This is a genomic window from Streptomyces sp. NRRL B-3229, from assembly GCF_000719505.1.
Lineage (GTDB): Bacteria > Actinomycetota > Actinomycetes > Streptomycetales > Streptomycetaceae > Streptomyces > Streptomyces griseorubiginosus.
The window spans coordinates 115863-132164 of the sequence record NZ_JOGP01000026.1 but is presented as its reverse complement, the minus strand read 5'-3'; the positions used below and the strand labels follow the sequence as shown (position 1 = coordinate 132164).

General features: G+C 69.2%; 15 protein-coding genes. 9 read left to right on the top strand and 6 right to left on the bottom strand.

Annotated elements, in window-relative coordinates; genetic code table 11:
* Nucleotides 1-67 precede the first annotated feature (67 nt).
* The gene (locus tag IF54_RS0132695; protein ID WP_063754992.1) at nt 68-991 is read left to right on the top strand and encodes a DMT family transporter; all 924 of its coding nucleotides are present in this window, start codon (nt 68-70) and stop codon (nt 989-991) included.
* Here the strand turns inward: IF54_RS0132695 and IF54_RS0132690 are convergent.
* Nucleotides 979-3966 carry a bifunctional [glutamine synthetase] adenylyltransferase/[glutamine synthetase]-adenylyl-L-tyrosine phosphorylase gene (locus tag IF54_RS0132690; protein ID WP_030325404.1) on the bottom strand — a complete coding sequence of 996 codons (2988 nt, stop codon included), beginning with the start codon at nt 3964-3966 and terminating at the stop codon, nt 979-981. The two genes, IF54_RS0132695 and IF54_RS0132690, sit on opposite strands and share 13 nt — an antisense overlap.
* Nucleotides 3967-4140: 174 nt before the next feature.
* Between IF54_RS0132690 and IF54_RS0132685 the strand changes: the two genes are divergently transcribed.
* The 4 genes from IF54_RS0132685 to IF54_RS0132670 all read left to right on the top strand — a co-directional run bounded on the left by IF54_RS0132685 (nt 4141) and on the right by IF54_RS0132670 (nt 6251).
* Complete coding sequence (locus IF54_RS0132685) at nt 4141-4650, top strand: pyridoxamine 5'-phosphate oxidase family protein (protein WP_030325403.1); 510 nt, start codon at nt 4141-4143, stop codon at nt 4648-4650.
* A 48-nt stretch (nt 4651-4698) separates the two neighbouring features.
* A complete protein-coding gene (locus IF54_RS0132680; protein ID WP_030325402.1) occupies nt 4699-5139 on the top strand; it encodes a VOC family protein in 441 nt (146 codons plus the stop codon).
* 148 nt (nt 5140-5287) lie between these two features.
* On the top strand, nt 5288-5857 hold the full coding sequence (locus tag IF54_RS42830; RefSeq protein WP_159002249.1) for a hypothetical protein: 570 nt from the start codon (nt 5288-5290) through the stop codon (nt 5855-5857).
* Nucleotide 5858: 1 nt separating this feature from the next.
* A complete protein-coding gene (locus IF54_RS0132670) occupies nt 5859-6251 on the top strand; it encodes a toll/interleukin-1 receptor domain-containing protein (protein WP_030325400.1) in 393 nt (130 codons plus the stop codon).
* 74 nt (nt 6252-6325) lie between these two features.
* On the opposite strand, the gene IF54_RS42825 is transcribed toward IF54_RS0132670, so the two are convergent.
* The 3 genes from IF54_RS42825 to glnA all read right to left on the bottom strand — a co-directional run bounded on the left by IF54_RS42825 (nt 6326) and on the right by glnA (nt 8821).
* Entirely contained in the window at nt 6326-6730 is a 405-nt protein-coding gene (locus tag IF54_RS42825) for a hypothetical protein (RefSeq protein WP_159002247.1), read from the bottom strand.
* 63 nt (nt 6731-6793) lie between these two features.
* Nucleotides 6794-7105, bottom strand: a complete 312-nt coding sequence (locus tag IF54_RS42820; protein ID WP_159002245.1) for a hypothetical protein — start codon at nt 7103-7105, stop codon at nt 6794-6796.
* A 354-nt stretch (nt 7106-7459) separates the two neighbouring features.
* Complete coding sequence (glnA, locus tag IF54_RS0132660; RefSeq protein WP_020141203.1) at nt 7460-8821, bottom strand: type I glutamate--ammonia ligase; 1362 nt, start codon at nt 8819-8821, stop codon at nt 7460-7462.
* Between the two features lie 340 nt (nt 8822-9161).
* On the opposite strand from glnA, the gene IF54_RS0132655 reads away from it, so the two are divergent.
* The 3 genes from IF54_RS0132655 (at nt 9162) to IF54_RS0132645 (ending at nt 12517) form a co-directional block, all read left to right on the top strand.
* Nucleotides 9162-9821 (top strand): DUF3105 domain-containing protein, encoded by a 660-nt coding sequence (locus IF54_RS0132655; RefSeq protein ID WP_030325397.1) that lies wholly within the window; start codon nt 9162-9164, stop codon nt 9819-9821.
* An 11-nt stretch (nt 9822-9832) separates the two neighbouring features.
* Nucleotides 9833-10432, top strand: a complete 600-nt coding sequence (locus IF54_RS0132650; protein ID WP_037820938.1) for a DUF305 domain-containing protein — start codon at nt 9833-9835, stop codon at nt 10430-10432.
* Nucleotides 10433-10615: 183 nt separating this feature from the next.
* Nucleotides 10616-12517 carry a S53 family peptidase gene (locus IF54_RS0132645; RefSeq protein ID WP_030325394.1) on the top strand — a complete coding sequence of 634 codons (1902 nt, stop codon included), beginning with the start codon at nt 10616-10618 and terminating at the stop codon, nt 12515-12517.
* Between the two features lie 82 nt (nt 12518-12599).
* Here IF54_RS0132645 and IF54_RS0132640 read toward each other — a convergent pair whose 3' ends face one another.
* Nucleotides 12600-13001, bottom strand: a complete 402-nt coding sequence (locus IF54_RS0132640; RefSeq protein WP_030325392.1) for a hypothetical protein — start codon at nt 12999-13001, stop codon at nt 12600-12602.
* A 107-nt stretch (nt 13002-13108) separates the two neighbouring features.
* Between IF54_RS0132640 and IF54_RS0132635 the strand changes: the two genes are divergently transcribed.
* Complete coding sequence (locus IF54_RS0132635; RefSeq protein WP_030325390.1) at nt 13109-15145, top strand: NAD(+) synthase; 2037 nt, start codon at nt 13109-13111, stop codon at nt 15143-15145.
* Between the two features lie 181 nt (nt 15146-15326).
* Here IF54_RS0132635 and panB read toward each other — a convergent pair whose 3' ends face one another.
* Entirely contained in the window at nt 15327-16193 is an 867-nt protein-coding gene (panB, locus tag IF54_RS0132630) for a 3-methyl-2-oxobutanoate hydroxymethyltransferase (RefSeq protein ID WP_030325388.1), read from the bottom strand.
* Nucleotides 16194-16302: the final 109 nt, after the last annotated feature.

Here is a 16302-nt window from a genome sequence, read left to right as displayed (position 1 = left end):
TCCAGCTTAACTATGCATCCAGGATCTTTCACTTGTCCTCACAAGTCCGGTCGGGGACGGTGGAGTCATGTCTCCCGCCTCCACCCTTCGCATGGGTGTTCTCGCGCTCCTCTGGGGCTCCGGGTTCCTCTGGATCAAGCTGGCCCTCGACCACGGCCTGTCCCCCGCCCAGATCACGATCGCGCGGTGCGCGCTGGGGACGGCCGTGCTGTTCCTGCTGGCCCGGGCCGCCGGCCAGCGCCTGCCCCGGTCCCGGGCCACCTGGGGTCACCTGATCGTGGCGGCCCTGTTCTGCAACGCCGTCCCCTTCGCCCTGTTCGCGGTGGGCGAGCAGACGGTCGACTCCGGCGTCGCGGGCGTCCTGAACGCGACGACTCCGCTGTGGTCCCTGCTGATCGGGGTCCTGCTGGGCACCGACCGCGGCCTGCGTCCGCTCCGGCTGACCGGCCTGCTCCTCGGCTTCGCCGGCACCGTCCTGATCTTCGCCCCCTGGCACCGCTCGGGCCTGCTGAGCTGGGGCGCCCTGGCCCTCCTCGCCGCCGCCGCGAGCTACGCCGTGGCCTTCGCGTACATGGCCCGCAAACTCACCTCCGGGCAGGCCCCGTTGGCCTACTCCGCGGCCCAACTCCTCATGGCCACGGCGTGGACGACCCTGTCGGTCCCGCTGGCGGGCCCGGTGGACACCGACCTCACCGCACTGGGGGCGGTGACGGCCCTCGGAATCCTGGGCACGGGGGTCACCTTCTACCTCAACTACCGCCTGATAGCGGACGAGGGCCCGGTGACGGCGGCGACGGTGGGCTATCTGCTGCCGGTGGTGTCGGTAGCGCTGGGGGCTTTGGTACTGGACGAAAGGGTGGGATCCAGGGTGTTGACAGGCATGGTGATCGTCTTGACAGGGATCGCGCTGACCCACCTGGGGGCGCGGGGAACTGCGCGACCAGCCCCCACGCGCCCGCAGCCGAAATCCGAACCCCACTACGCCCCGTAGAACAACTCCTCCACCACACCCCGAGCCCGCCGAGCAGTCCGCCGGTAGTCGTCCAGCATGTCCCCCACATGACCGGCCTCGTACCCCAAGTACCGACCCACCGCCGCCAGTTCCCGCGCCTCGGAGGGAAACGTGTCCCCCGCCCGCCCCCGCACCAGCATCACGGCATTGCGCACTCGCGTCGCCAGCACCCACGCCTCGTCGAGAATCGCCGCGTTCTCCGCCGAGACGAACCCGGCGTCCCGCGCAGCCGCGAGCGCGGCCCTCGTACGGGTCGTCCGCAGCCCCGGCACCTCGGCCCCGTGCCGCATCTGCATCAGCTGGACCGTCCACTCGACGTCCGACAGCCCCCCGGGCCCCAGCTTGGTGTGCAGCTTCGGGTCGGCGCCCCGGGGCAGCCGCTCGGACTCCATGCGGGCCTTCAGCCGCCGGATCTCGCGCGCCGCGTCGTCGCCGAGACCGGCGGCCGGGTAGCGCAGCGGGTCGACGAGCTCGATGAACCGGCGGCCCAACTCCTCGTCCCCGGCGACCGGTTCGGCCCGCAGCAGTGCCTGGGACTCCCAGACCAGGGACCAGCGGCGGTAGTAGGCCGCGTACGACGTCAGGGTGCGGACCAACGGCCCCGACTTGCCCTCGGGGCGCAGGTCGGCGTCGATCAGCAGGGGCGGGTCGGCGCTCGGGATCTGGAGCAGCCGGCGCATCTCTGAGACGACCTTGTTGGCGGCCTGGGAGGCCTCGCGCTCCTCGACGCCCTCGCGGGGCTCGTGCACGAACAGGACGTCCGCGTCGGAGCCGTAGCCGAGTTCGTGTCCGCCGAAGCGGCCCATGCCGATGACGGCGAACCGGGTCGGCAGGGTGTCGCCCCATCCCTCCCGGACGACCGCGCGCAGGGTGCCGGCGAGGGTGGCGGCGGTCAGGTCGGACACGGCCGCGCCGACCCGGTCGACCAGGGCGCCCTGGTCCGGTTCGGCGGGCTGGGTCTCGGTGCCGTAGGAGCCGACGATGTCCCCGGCGGCCGTACGGAACAGTTCGCGGCGGCGGACCCCGCGGGCCGCGGTGACCGCCTGGGCGGCGCCGTCGGCGCGGCGGACCGCGGCGAGGGTCTCCTGCTCCAGGGAGTCGCGCCCTCGGGGTGCGAGGCCGCCGCCGTCGCCGTCCCCGAGGAGGGCGACGGCCTCGGGGGCGCGCATCAGCAGGTCGGGGGCGAGCCGGCCGGCGGACAGGACGCGGGCGAGGTTCTCGGCGGCGGCGCCCTCGTCCCGGAGCAGCCGCAGGTACCACGGGGTCTTGCCCAACGCGTCGGACACCTTGCGGAAGTTGAGCAGTCCGGCGTCCGGGTCGGCGGACTCGGCGAACCAACCCAGCAGCACCGGAAGGAGGGTTCGCTGGATGGCGGCCTTGCGGCTGACGCCGGAGGCGAGGGCCTCCAGGTGCCGCAGCGCGGCGGCCGGGTCCGCGTACCCGAGCGCGACCAGCCGTTCCCGGGCCGCCCCGGCGCTCAACCTGATCTCGCCGGGACCGAGTTGGGCCACGGCGTCCAGCAGCGGCCGGTAGAACAGCTTCTCGTGCAGCCGTCGCACGACGGAGGCGTGCCGCTTCCACTCGCGGTTCAGCTCGGTCACCGGGTCGGCGCGCAGGCCGAGGGAGCGGCCGAGGCGGCGCAGGTCGGTCTCGTCCTCGGGGACGAGGTGGGTGCGGCGCAGCCGGTAGAGCTGGATGCGGTGCTCCATGGAGCGCAGGAAGCGGTAGGCCTCGTCGAGCTGGGCGGCGTCGGCGCGGCCGACATAGCCGCCGGCGGCGAGCGCCTGGAGGGCGTTGAGGGTGGTGCCGCTGCGCAGCGAGCCGTCCTCGCGGCCGTGCACCAACTGGAGGAGCTGGACGGCGAACTCGACGTCCCGGAGGCCACCGGGGCCGAGCTTGAGCTGGCGGTCGAGCTCGGCGACGGGGATGTTCTCGACGACGCGGCGGCGCATCTTCTGCACGTCGGTGACGAAGTTCTCGCGCTCGGCGGCCTTCCACACGAGCGGTTCGAGTGCCTCGACGTAGCTCTCGCCGAGTTCGAGGTCACCGGCGACCGGGCGGGCCTTGAGGAGGGCCTGGAACTCCCAGGTCTTGGCCCAGCGCTGGTAATAGGCGAGGTGGGAGGAGAGGGTGCGCACGAGGGGCCCGTTGCGTCCCTCGGGCCGCAGGTTGGCGTCGACGGGCCAGATGGAGCCCTCGACCGTGGTCTCGGAGCAGATGCGCATCATGTGCGAGGCGAGCTTGGTGGCGGCGCGCAGGGCCTTGCCCTCGTCGGCGCCGTCGGCGGTCTCCGCCACGAAGATCACGTCGACGTCGGAGACGTAGTTGAGCTCGTGGCCGCCGCACTTGCCCATCGCGATGACCGCGAGCCGGCACATGTCGGCGTCCTCGGGGGCGGCCGCGCAGGCCATGGCGAGCGCGGCGCGCAGGGTCGCGGTGGCGAGGTCGGCGAGCTCGGCGGCGGTCTCGGCGATGTCGGTGGTGCCGCACACGTCCCGGGCGGCGATGGACAGCAGACAGCGGCGGTAGGCGACGCGCAGCGAGACGGGGTCGCCGGCCTCGGCGAGGCCGCGCTCGAACTCCGCCACGCCGGGATGGAGGTCGCTCGGCTCGTAGGTGACCAGCGCGTGCCAGTCCCTGGGGTGCCGGGCGAGGTGCTCGGCGAGCGCGGCGGACGCCCCGAGCACGCCGAGCAGCCGGTCCCGCAGGGGCTTGGCCGCTATCACCGTGTCGAGCAGTTCCCGGTCGGACTGCGCCTCCAGGAGCCGTACGAGGCCGTGCAGCGCGAGGTCGGGGTCGGCGGTGGCGCCGAGGGCCTCCAGGAGCACCGGGTCATTGCGTACGGCGCTCAGTTCGGGGCTGTCCAGCAGCCGCTCGGCGGCGGACGGATCGGTGAAACCGTGCCGCAGCAGTCGCGTGAAGGTACTGCTCCTGCGCCCCGGCGCCGCGGTCATCCCCGGTCTCCCGTCCGATCCAGTTGCATGTCGATCGAGCGTAACCGGAGAGGCGGGGAGAAGCGCCGGGGAGCGGGTGGGGGGATGTGGGTAGGGGAAGGGGGAAGGTCGGACAGGGAGTGATGAGCCGGACATCCGCGATGGCCCGGGTGTCCCCGAGCCGGAGGCTGCGTGATGACCGAGCAGGAACCCGAGACCCGTCTCGACCAGCGCTACAGCGACCCCGACGCGCGGGCGACGCCGTGGGCCGACGCCGAGTCGCTGCTGGCCTCCGCCGAGCTGTTCTGGATCTCGACGGTACGCCCGGACGGGCGCCCGCACGTCACACCGCTGCCCGGGGTGTGGGCGCACGGGGCACTGCACTTCTGCACCGGTCCGGAGGAGCGCAAGGCGAGGAACATCGCGCACAACCCGCACGTCACGCTGACGACCGGCACCAACATCTGGGACAAGGGCTACGACCTGGTGGTGGAGGGCGAGGCGGTGCGGGTCACCGACGACGCGCGGCTGCGCGAGCTGGCCGCGGCGTGGGAGGCGAAGTACGGCGACTTCTGGCGCTTCGAGGTACGGGACGGGTATTTCCACCACGGCCCGGGGCACGCCGTCGTCTATGCGGTGGCGCCGCGGACGGTTTTCGGCTTCGGTAAGGGACAGCCGTTCAGCCAGACGCGCTGGCGCTTCTGAGGACGGCCGCATGTGACGGATGTACCGACGTCGACGAGGGAGCACACCATGGACATGAGCCTCGAAGTGATCCTGCTGCCGGTCACGGACGTGGACCGGGCCAAGGAGTTCTACCGCGACAAGGTCGGCTTCCACGTGGATCTGGACGGCGAGGTGATGGAGGGCGTCCGCATCTGTCAGCTGACCCCGCCGGGCTCGGGCTGTTCCATCGCCCTGGTGGACGGTCTCCAGGTCCCCACGGGCGCCCCGCAGCCCGGCACGTACCACGGCATGCAGCTGTGCGTGACGGACGCGAAGGCGGCGTACGAGGAACTCACCGCCCGCGGCCTGGATGTCAGCGAGCCGGTCCAGTTCGCCCCGCAGGACGGCGCCACCTTCATGTACTTCAAGGACCCGGACGGCAACGGCTGGGCGATCCAGGAGTACAAGCGCCGCGAGACGGAACCCCTGCACAAGGTCCTGACGGACCAGGCGGCGGGTCAGCGGTAACCCCTCGTACTGTGCGGTGATCTACCCAAACCGCCGCACATCCCTCTACCGTATGGACTTGGCGATGCGGAGGAATGCCCGGAGAACGTAGTCGCAGCCAGGGGGATCGTTGATCAGAGACCCATGGGGGATCGCCACCCTTGTCTTCTTGCTGATCGCGTTTCTCTCGGCGGTCGCCCTGGCTCTGCGAACGAAACCGAAGTTCCCTGTCAGAACGGCCGGTTCGGACACGCAGGAGACCCCGTTCTCGGATGCCATGTTCATCGACGATGAATTACGGGGGTGGCTTCAGAGCCATTTCGACCGCACCCATCCCGTCCTGAAAGTCTGGCAGCGCAGGGCTTGGACATACGGGTGGATGCACTACTACTCGGTCACCTGGACCACTCTCATATCTCTTTCACTTCCGTTCCTCATCCCCTATTCATCCCACGGCTTCTACCAGAGGATTTTCACGCAGGTGGTATCCGCGTTCGGTGCGACCGTATACGGAATGCACGAAGCGTTTAAGATCCGGGACAACTACATCAGGTTCCGGATGCACGAATCCAACGTTTATGGCCTGATCCGACGTATCAAGGATGCCCCCGAGACGTTCGGCGACTCCAACGAGAAGATCATCAGGCGCTATTCTCTCGAAGTCGAAGCAGTCCGCGAGCAGGCTCGCGCCGACGAGCTCGGCAACGTCGCAAAGGTCACGAAGATGGACCGTGGTTGAAGTGTCCAGACCCTTCACCGCTTTCATCAGTTACCCGCGCGCGCTCGAACGGGTGGCCTCCGAAATCGCGGACCGTCTGCGCATCGACGGATACGACACGTGGATCGACGTGAACAATTTTGACAAACAAGCGGACGCGCACGCACAACTCAAGCGCGCAATCGAAGGGTGTGACTACTTCCTGTCCGTCACTCCGACGATCGGCGAACAGTCGTACTGGATCCGGTTTGAGAATGCCATCGCCGCACAGACGTGCACCGTCCTTGCCGACCCCTACTTCTTCCGCGGAAATCGCCTCGAAGTCTGGCGGAAAGCGGAAGTCGCAGCCGAGCATCTCGACACCGTCATCCTGGCCTCACTCAGACGCATGGAGGAAACCAGCACACCCGCGTAACAGTCACCGGCCCTGCGGTGCGGGCGCCCAGACCGCCGTGCCGGGGAGGGCGCCCAGGTCACGAGCGGAGGCCGCTACGCAGGAAGATTCAAGGTCACGGGGGCGCCGGTCGTGGGCTTCTTGATCGGGATCTTCTTGACCTTGTACGTATTCGTGTCACCATCATCGTCTTCGCAGACGACCTTGGCGGTGGCGGTCGTACCGTTGTTCGGGATTCCTGTGAGCTTGACCGTGTACTTTTCGACCTGCTGCTCACCGGGCGGCTCGTCCGAGTCAGGGTTCCCCTTCTTGGGGGTTATTGTCACTGTCTTCGGTGTTGACGACTCATCGAATTTTGCACAGCTCACCGTTCCGGTGACAGTGACCTTCACAGCGGCGTGCGCTGTCCCTATTGCTGCTACGGACGCAGCGAGTGTCAGCGAGGCCGCGACCACGGCGGAACGGCGTGCATTTCTTTTGGCGCTGCTGAAGTCTCGCATCTTAGACTCCCGTGATGATTTTTGACGGATTTGTCGAGAGCGCCTGACCATCTGATGAACAGGTCACAGCGTTGAAGCACGGATATTTCGACGTGCGCTGTCATGCGGGTCCGCGTTCCTGCCACTGAGGGCCGCGCCCACCCCCTGATCCATGCAGGTGGGGTCGGCTGTGCATTGCGCTGAATGACCCAGATTGTCATTGATGAACCGGTTGACTCCGGTCTTTTCGGCGCCAGCTTCCTTGCGTTCGATCGCCGCTTCAGGTGTGGCATCCGTTATTCGAGCGTAGCTAGCGGTGAGCGCCGTGTCCACTTTTGACTCAACGGCCGTGATTGATATCTGAATCACCGCCCCGACGCGGAAAACCCGGTTCACATCGGGGCTTTGGCCACCCTCTGCCTTCCCAGGCGTGCCCCCACCTCAACCCCACACGCTCCCCGGCTTCCATCCCTTCTGCCGTCGGCCCGCACACTGTGGAGCGGGCGTGACTCGGGGCGTCAGGTGGATCGCGCGACTGCATGAACGACCTTGACGCTCCAGAGCGCGCCTTCTCGGCTCTGCCCGGGGTCGAGGCGGATGGGACGGGAGCCGGCCTTTGCCCTGTACCGCTCGACGAAAACGGCCGGACGGCCCAGAGACGGCCCAGGGCTCGCAAGACGAGGTGGGGCTGCCGGTTTGCGACCGCCAGCCCCATTCATGGAAAGGCAGATACCCCGCCTTGACCTGCGCCTACAGCACCGGCAGGTTCTTCCGCAGTTCGAAGGCCGTGACCTCCGAGCGGTACTCCTCCCACTCCTGCCGCTTGTTGCGGAGGAAGAAGTCGAAGACGTGTTCGCCGAGGGTTTCGGCGACCAGGTCGCTGCGTTCCATCAGGGTGAGGGCCTCGCCCAGGTTCTGCGGGAGGGGCTCGATGCCCATCGCGCGGCGCTCCGCGTCCGAGAGGGCCCAGACGTCGTCCTCGGCGCCCGGCGGGAGCTCGTAGCCCTCCTCGATGCCCTTGAGGCCGGCGGCCAGGAGGACGGCGTAGGCCAGGTACGGGTTGGCGCCGGAGTCGATCGAGCGGACCTCGATCCGCGCCGAGCCGGTCTTGCCGGGCTTGTACATCGGGACGCGGACCAGGGCCGAGCGGTTGTTGTGGCCCCAGCAGATGTACGAGGGGGCCTCGCCGCCGGCGCCCGCGGTGCGCTCGGTGCCGCCCCAGATGCGCTTGTAGGAGTTGACCCACTGGTTGGTGACCGCGGAGATCTCCGCCGCGTGCTTGAGCAGGCCCGCGATGAAGGAGCGGCCGACCTTGGAGAGCTGGTACTCCGAGCCGGACTCGTAGAACGCGTTGCGGTCGCCCTCGAAGAGGGAGAGGTGGGTGTGCATGCCCGAGCCCGGGTGCTCCGAGAACGGCTTCGGCATGAACGTCGCCTGGACGCCCTGCTCCAACGCCACCTGCTTCATGACCAGGCGGAACGTCATGATGTTGTCGGCCGTCGAGAGCGCGTCGGCGTACCGGAGGTCGATCTCCTGCTGGCCCGGGGCGCCCTCGTGGTGGGAGAACTCGACCGAGATGCCCATCGACTCCAGCATGGTGATCGCCTGGCGGCGGAAGTCCATGCCGATGTTCTGGGGGGTGTGGTCGAAGTAGCCGGAGTTGTCGGCCGGAGTGGGGCGCGAGCCGTCCAGCGGGCGGTCCTTCAGCAGGAAGAACTCGATCTCCGGGTGGGTGTAGAAGGTGAAGCCCAGGTCGGAGGTGCGGGCCAGGGCACGCTTGAGGACGTAGCGCGGGTCCGCGAAGGACGGGGAGCCGTCGGGCATGAGGATGTCGCAGAACATCCGGGCGGTGCCGGGGGCCTCCGCTCGCCAGGGCAGCACCTGGAAGGTCGACGGGTCCGGCTTGGCGATCATGTCGGACTCGTATACGCGGGCGAAGCCCTCGATCGCGGAGCCGTCGAAGCCGATGCCCTCGTCGAAGGCCTGTTCCAGTTCCGCCGGGGCCACGGCGACGGACTTGAGGAAGCCCAGCACGTCCGTGAACCACAGGCGTACGAACCGGATGTCGCGCTCCTCCAGGGTCCGGAGCACGAACTCCTGCTGCTTGTCCATTGTCGACTTCCCCATCCTTGCTGGTCAGGCCGCCTGTCTCCGTGTCCCGCAGGAGGCGGTCGGGCACCTGAGCATCACACCACAACGGAGTTTCGTGCGCGTTGCCGACCTTGATCGCCCGGGCGACCCGGGGGTGAACGCCTCACGTCCGGTGGATGTACTGCTCTGCCGCCCATCTTGCCTGCTCGGACTGACATACGTAATGCCCGGCCCGCCCCGTCTCACCCGGCGCCCGGGGTTTCCTGCGGGCTCCCTACGAGAAGCCGCTCCCGCCCCACTACGATCAGCGGACCGATCGTCACCGTCCGCCCCGCCCCTTTCCCCCAGAAGGACACACCTCATGGGTTCCGCCAAGAAGAGCACCTCCGCGGCACGCAAGGCGCGCATAGAGGAGATGCGGCGCGCCGAACAGGCCCGTGCGCGCCGCAACCGGATCCTCGTGATCACCGCCAGTGTGCTCGCCGTGGCCGGTCTGACCGCCGGGACCGTCGCCCTCGTCCAGTCGCAGTCCGACGACAGCACGGCGGCCGACGGCAAGGGCAAGGGGCACTTCGTGACGGGCTCGGACGGTGTCAGGACCTGGAAGGGCACGCTGGGCCGCACCCATGTCGTCAAGACGGTGACCTACCCGATGGAGCCCCCGGTCGGCGGCGACCACAACCAGGTGTGGATGAACTGCAACGGCGACGTCTACACGAAGGCGCTCAACAACATGAACGCCGTGCACTCCCTGGAGCACGGCGCGGTCTGGGTGACGTACACCACCAAGGCGAAGAAGGCCGACGTCGACGCGCTCGCGGCCAAGGTGAAGAAGACGCCGTACACGCTGATGAGCCCGGACGACAGGCAGAAGGACCCGATCATGCTGTCGGCGTGGGGCCACCAGCGGACGGTGACGAGCGCGACCGACCCGAACGTCGACAAGTTCTTCGCGAAGTTCGTGCAGGGCGAGCAGACGCCCGAGCCGGGCGCGGCGTGCACGGGTGGTCTGGGGCAGTGAGGTTCGCGGGAGTGGCCGTGGCCGTGGCGGGGGTGCTCGTCGCGGCCGGGGCGATCACCTACGCCGTCGCGGAGGACGGCTCCGCGGACACGCCCACGGCCGGGTCGGCCGACGCGGGCTTCGCGCGCGACATGGCCGTACACCATCAGCAGGCGGTCGAGATGTCGTACATCGTGCGGGACCGCACCAAGGACGTCGAGGTGCGGCGGCTCGCCTACGACATTGCGCAGACGCAGGCCAACCAGCGCGGGATGCTGCTGGGCTGGCTGGATCTGTGGGGGTTGCCGAAGGTGTCGGCGGATCCGCCGATGACGTGGATGGGCATGGGTGACATGCCCTCGGCCGGCGAGGGTTCGCTGATGCCGGGCATGGCGACCGACAGCGAGATGAAGAAGCTGGGCACGCTCAACGGCAAGCAGGCCGAGATCTTCTACCTCCGGTTGATGACGGAGCATCACCGCGGCGGCATCCACATGGCGAAGGGCTGTGTGGACAAGTGCACGGTCGGGGTGGAGAAGCGGCTCGCGCAGGGCATGGTCGACGCGCAGCAGTCGGAGATCGACCTGATGGCGAGAATGCTGAAGGAGCGGGGCGCGAAGCCGGGATCATAGAGGGTTAACCCTCTAACCAGCCTTTTTCTTTAGGTTAGTTGGACTCTTCTTGGCATGACCATTCCCCTGGCATGAACGGTTCGTCGCAAGAGTGGCCACACCGTCGAGTGATCACTCGCCCAAGAACCGCATTCAGGGGGTTCCATGAGATCCAACCGCGCCAAACTTCGCGCCGGAGTGAGCATGGCGGCGACACTGCCGATGCTCGCGGGCGCGCTGGCGCTGGGTATACCCGCGGCCCACGCCGCGGACACCCCGGCCCGTGACACGCTGGCCGGGACCAAGCCCGCGTGGGCCACGGCGAAGGCGGACAAGGGCGCCACCTCGGACAGCGCCAAGGTCTCCGCCCGGGTCTACCTCGCCGGCAAGGACGCCGCCGGTCTCGCCGCCTACGCCAAGGCCGTGTCCGACCCGAGCTCCGCCTCGTACGGCAAGTACCTGAGCGCCGGGCAGGCACAGGCCCGCTTCGGCGCGACCAAGGCGCAGGTCGCCGCGGTCAAGTCCTGGCTGACGTCCGCCGGGCTGAAGGTCACGGGCGTCACCGAGCACTACGTCGCCGTCACCGGTGACGTGGCCTCCGTCGAGAAGGCCTTCGGGACCCAGCTGCACAACTACGTCAAGGGCTCGAAGACCTACCGCGCCCCGGACAAGGCCGCGTCCGCGCCGGCCGGCCTCGACGGTGCCGTACTGACCGTCACCGGTCTGGACAACGCGCCGCACAAGGCGAGCAGCAAGGAGCAACTGCCGCCGCCGGACGCCGTGTTCAAGAACTCCGGGCCGTTCTCCTCGTACTACGGCTCGAACACCGCGAGCACGCTGCCCAGCGCCTACGGCACGAAGATCCCGTACGCGATCAAGGGCTACACGGGCAAGCAGCTGCGCGCCGCGTACGGAGCCGGCAAGTACACCGGCAAGGGGGTGCGGGTCGCCATCACCGACGCGTACGCCTCCCCGACCATCGCCTTCGACGCGGCCACGTACGCGAAGAAGAACGGCGACGCGGCCTACAAGACCAGCCAGCTGCGCCAGGTGCTGCCCGACAACTACACCAACACCGAGGCCTGCTCGGCGGCCGGCTGGTACGGCGAGGAGACCCTCGACGTCGAGGCCGTGCACGCGGTCGCGCCGGACGCGAACATCACGTACGTGGGTGCCGCGTCCTGCATGGACGACGACCTGCTGGACTCCCTCAGCAAGGTCGTCGACAACCACCTCGCCGACATCGTCTCCAACTCGTGGGGCGACATCGAGGCCAACCAGACGCCGGACCTCGCGGCCGCCTACGACCAGGTCTTCCAGTTCGGCGCGGTCGAGGGCATCGGCTTCTACTTCTCCTCCGGCGACAACGGCGACGAGGTCGCCAACACCGGTACGAAGCAGGTCGACACCCCGGCCAACTCGGCGTGGGTGACGGCGGTCGGCGGTACCTCGCTGGCGGTCGGCAAGGGCGACAAGTACCTGTGGGAGACCGGCTGGGGCACCGAGAAAGCCACGCTGTCCACGGACGGCAAGAGCTGGACCAACTTCCCCGGCGCGTTCACCTCGGGCGCGGGCGGCGGCACCAGCAAGACGGTCGCCGAACCCTTCTACCAGAAGGGTGTCGTCCCGAAGGCGCTCGCCACGGCGAACAACGCCGGCGGCAACCGCGTGGTCCCGGACATCTCCGCGATCGCCGACCCGAACACCGGCTTCCTGGTCGGGCAGACCCAGACCTTCCCTGACGGCTCGCAGCAGTACAGCGAGTACCGCATCGGCGGCACCTCGCTGGCCTCGCCGGTGATCGCGGCCGTGCAGGCGCTGGCGCAGCAGGCGTCCGGCGGCAAGGCGCTCGGGTTCGCCAACCCGTCGATCTACTCCAAGTACGGGTCGCGGGTCTACCACGACGTCACGGACAAGCCGACGGGCACCGACCTCGCGGTGGCGCGCGTCGACTTCGCCAACGCCTTCGACGGCTCCGAGGGCCTGCTCACCTCGGTCCGCAGCCTCGGCAAGGACAGCTCGCTGTCCGCGGTGAAGGGCTACGACGACGTGACGGGTGTGGGTACGCCCGCAGGCGGTTACGTCCAGTCGTTCAACCGGCGCTGATCGAAACGCATGTCCCAAGGGCCCGGTCCCGGAGGTGGGTACCTCCGGGACCGGGCCCTCGCGTTCGTCCGGTCCTGCCGCGTCAGACGCGCCCGCGGCGGCCGTTCACCGCGTGGATCGCCAGGCCCGCGACCAGCAGGAGAGCCCCGACGACGAGGAACGGCACCGGTGAGTACTCGTCGGTGCAGGTCTGACCGCCCGTCACCGTGCGGCACACCTCCCCCGGGCCGCCCCGGTTCAGGTAGGCGAGGTAGAACGCGGGGAGGGCCAGGCCCGCCACGACGCCCACGGCAGCGCGGCCCGGGCCCTTGCGGATCAGGAGCACTGCGGCCACCGCGGCGAGCACCAGGAACGCCACACCCACCGTCAGGATCGCGGCCAGGCCGACACCCGCACACGCTCCCACCAGGAGCCAGGCGAGGAACCAGCCCCAGTCCGTCGTGAGGTGCGCACCGTCGTCCCCTGTACCACTGATGCCGGTCATACCACCTATTGAAGACAAGGTCATGACAATCCGGCAATGGGTCCCGCACGTAAGGCTCCTCACACCCCCACCAGCCATAGCGTCGCCCTGACGATTACACTGGGCCCGTGCCTCAGCCGAACTTCTGGTCCATCTATCAGCACGGGTTCGCACGCGTCGCCGCGTGTACGGGTCACACCGTCATCGCGGACCCGCCCGCCAACGCCGAAGCGGTTCTGCTTCACGCGCGCCGGTGCTCCGAGGAGGGGGTCGCCGTCGCGGTCTTCCCGGAGCTGGGGCTGTGCGGCTACTCCATCGAGGACCTGCTGCTCCAGGACGCGCTGCTGGACGAGGTCGAGGCCGCCCTCGAGGAGGTCGTCGCCGGGTCGGCCGAGCTGCTGCCGGTGCTGGTCGTCGGGGCCCCGCTGCGCCACCGCAACCGGGTCTACAACTGTGCGGTGATCGTGCACCGCGGCCGGGTCCTCGGTGTCGTACCGAAGTCGTACCCGCCCAACTACCGCGAGTTCTACGAGCGTCGGCAGATCGGCGACGGCGCCGACGAACGGGGCGGCTCGATCCGGGTCGGCGGCACCGCCGTACCGTTCGGCGTCGACCTGCTGTTCGAGGCCGGTGACGTGCCCGGCCTGGTGCTGCACGCGGAGATCTGCGAGGACATGTGGGTGCCGGTGCCGCCCAGCGCGGAGGCCGCGCTCGCCGGTGCGACCGTCCTGGTCAACCTGTCCGGCAGCCCCATCACGGTCGGCCGGGCCGAGGACCGCAAACTGCTGTGCCGCTCGGCGTCCTCCCGCTGCCTCGCCGCCTACGTCTACGCGGCGGCCGGACTCGGTGAGTCGACCACCGACCTGTCCTGGGACGGGCAGGCCATGGTCTACGAGAACGGCGTGCTGCTGGCCGAGACCGAGCGGTTCCCGCAGGGGGACGAGTACGCGGTGGCCGACGTGGACCTCGACCTGCTGCGGCAGGAGCGGATGCGGATGGGCACGTTCGACGAGAACCGGCGCACCCACCAGGCCCGCACGAGTGACTTCCGCACGGTGTCCTTCGAGCTCGACCCGCCCTCGGGCGACCTCGGTCTCAAGCGGCGTCTGGAGCGGTTCCCGTTCGTGCCGGCCGACGCCGAGCGGCTCGCCCAGGACTGCTACGAGGCCTACAACATCCAGGTCGCCGGGCTCCAGCAGCGGCTCGCGGCGATCGGCGGCCCGAAGGTCGTCATCGGGGTGTCCGGGGGGCTCGACTCCACGCACGCGCTGATCGTGGCGGCCCGCGCGATGGACCGCGCCGGGCGCCCGCGCAGCGACATCCTGGCCTGGACGCTGCCCGGCTTCGCGACCAGCGACCACACCAAGGACAACGCCCACAAGCTGATGGCCGCGCTCGGGGTCACCGCGGCGGAGCTGGACATCACGCCGACCGCGCGGCTGATGCTCCAGGAGATGGGCCACCCGTTCGCGTCCGGCGAGCCGGTCTACGACGTCACCTTCGAGAACGTCCAGGCGGGCCTGCGCACCGACTACCTGTTCCGGCTCGCCAACCAGCGCGGTGGCATCGTGCTCGGCACCGGGGACCTCTCGGAGCTGGCGCTCGGCTGGTCCACGTACGGCGTGGGCGACCAGATGAGCCACTACAACGTCAACTCGGGCGTGCCGAAGACGTTCATCCAGCACCTGATCCGCTGGGTCATCAGCAGCGGCCAGTTCGACAAGGAGACCGGCGGGATCCTGGCCGCGATCCTCGACACCGAGATCAGCCCGGAGCTGGTGCCGGGCGAGGAGATGCAGTCCACCGAGTCGAAGATCGGGCCGTACGCGCTGCACGACTTCACGCTCTTCCATGTGCTGCGGTACGGCTTCCGGCCGTCGAAGATCGCCTTCCTGGCCTGGCACGCGTGGCACGACGTGCAGGCGGGCGAGTGGCCGCCCGGCTTCCCCGAGGACAAGCGCGGGACGTTCGACCTGCCCGAGATCCGGCGCTGGCTCGAGGTCTTCTGCCAGCGCTTCTTCGCGTTCGCCCAGTTCAAGCGATCGGCGATGCCGAACGGCCCGAAGGTGTCGGCGGGCGGCTCCCTGTCCCCCCGCGGCGACTGGCGGGCCCCGTCGGACAGCTCGGCGAAGGCGTGGCTGCGGGAACTGAGCCGCTTCGACTAGGCCGGACGGGGTGCGCGGAGTCGGTGGGGTGCGCGTCCTGGGGCTGCGCCCCCAGGGGGCCGGCAGGACAGCTTCTGTCCTCGTGAGCCGTCCGGAACAGAGGACGCCCCGCCGACTGGGGGAAGATCGGCGGGGCGCTTGGTGCCACAGTGGCTCTGGGGGCTGGAGTGGGCCGTAGGCCCTAGTGCACGGAGTGCTCCTCCAGCGGGAAGGTGCCGCCGACGACGTCCTCCGCGAAGGCCTTCACCGCGCCGGTCATGACCTCGCGCAGGTTGGCGTACTGCTTGACGAACTTCGGCACCCTGCCGCCGGTGAGGCCGAGCATGTCGGTCCAGACCAGGACCTGCGCGTCGGTCTCGGGACCGGCGCCGATGCCCACCGTCGGGATGTGCAGGACCCGGGTGACCTCGGCGGCGAGCTCCGCCGGGACCAGCTCCAGGACGACCGCGAACGCGCCCGCGTCCTGGACGGCCTTGGCGTCCCGCAGCAGCTGCTGGGCGGCCTCCTCGCCACGGCCCTGGACGCGGTAGCCCATGGCGTTGACGGACTGCGGGGTCAGGCCGATGTGGGCCATGACCGGGATGCCGGACTCGACGAGCAGCCGGATCTGTTCGTGGGAGCGCTCGCCGCCCTCCAGCTTCACGGCGCCGACACCCGCCTCCTTGACCAGACGGGTCGCCGAGCGCAGCGCCTGCACCGGGCCCTCCTGGTAGGACCCGAAGGGCAGGTCGCCGACGATCAGGGCGCGCGAGGTGCCCCGTACGACGGCCGCCGACAGCATGGTCATCTCGTCCATGGTGACGGGCACGGTGGTCTCGTAGCCGAGATGACAGTTGCCCGCGGAGTCGCCGACCAGCATCACGGGGATGCCGGCCTCGTCGAAGACGGCGGCGGTCGTCGCGTCGTAGGCGGTGAGCATGGGCCACTTCTCGCCGCGTTCCTTGGCGAGGGCGATGTCCCGGACGGTGATGCGGCGCGTGCCCTTGCCCCCGTACAGCGCCTTGCTGCCGTCGGAGGGCTTGGTGTGGGCAGCCGAAAGCTGCGTCATTGCAACGGCTCCTTACGTCATCTCGAGGCGCCCTGACGGCGTCCCCGGATCACCTCCATGGTGGCACCTCGTGCCAGTCAGGGCCAGGGGCGGTCGGTGTGACCGTTCC

What these genes read in the sequence shown, in the direction of transcription:
- IF54_RS0132695 (WP_063754992.1), top strand. Translation starts at nt 68, where the DNA reads ATGTCTCCCGCCTCCACCCTTCGCATGGGTGTTCTCGCGCTCCTCTGG.
- IF54_RS0132690 (WP_030325404.1), bottom strand. Translation starts at nt 3,966, where the DNA reads ATGACCGCGGCGCCGGGGCGCAGGAGCAGTACCTTCACGCGACTGCTG.
- IF54_RS0132685 (WP_030325403.1), top strand. Translation starts at nt 4,141, where the DNA reads ATGACCGAGCAGGAACCCGAGACCCGTCTCGACCAGCGCTACAGCGAC.
- IF54_RS0132680 (WP_030325402.1), top strand. Translation starts at nt 4,699, where the DNA reads ATGGACATGAGCCTCGAAGTGATCCTGCTGCCGGTCACGGACGTGGAC.
- IF54_RS42825 (WP_159002247.1), bottom strand. Translation starts at nt 6,730, where the DNA reads ATGCGAGACTTCAGCAGCGCCAAAAGAAATGCACGCCGTTCCGCCGTG.
- glnA (WP_020141203.1), bottom strand. Translation starts at nt 8,821, where the DNA reads ATGGACAAGCAGCAGGAGTTCGTGCTCCGGACCCTGGAGGAGCGCGAC.
- IF54_RS0132655 (WP_030325397.1), top strand. Translation starts at nt 9,162, where the DNA reads ATGGGTTCCGCCAAGAAGAGCACCTCCGCGGCACGCAAGGCGCGCATA.
- IF54_RS0132645 (WP_030325394.1), top strand. Translation starts at nt 10,616, where the DNA reads ATGGCGGCGACACTGCCGATGCTCGCGGGCGCGCTGGCGCTGGGTATA.
- IF54_RS0132640 (WP_030325392.1), bottom strand. Translation starts at nt 13,001, where the DNA reads ATGACCGGCATCAGTGGTACAGGGGACGACGGTGCGCACCTCACGACG.
- panB (WP_030325388.1), bottom strand. Translation starts at nt 16,193, where the DNA reads ATGACGCAGCTTTCGGCTGCCCACACCAAGCCCTCCGACGGCAGCAAG.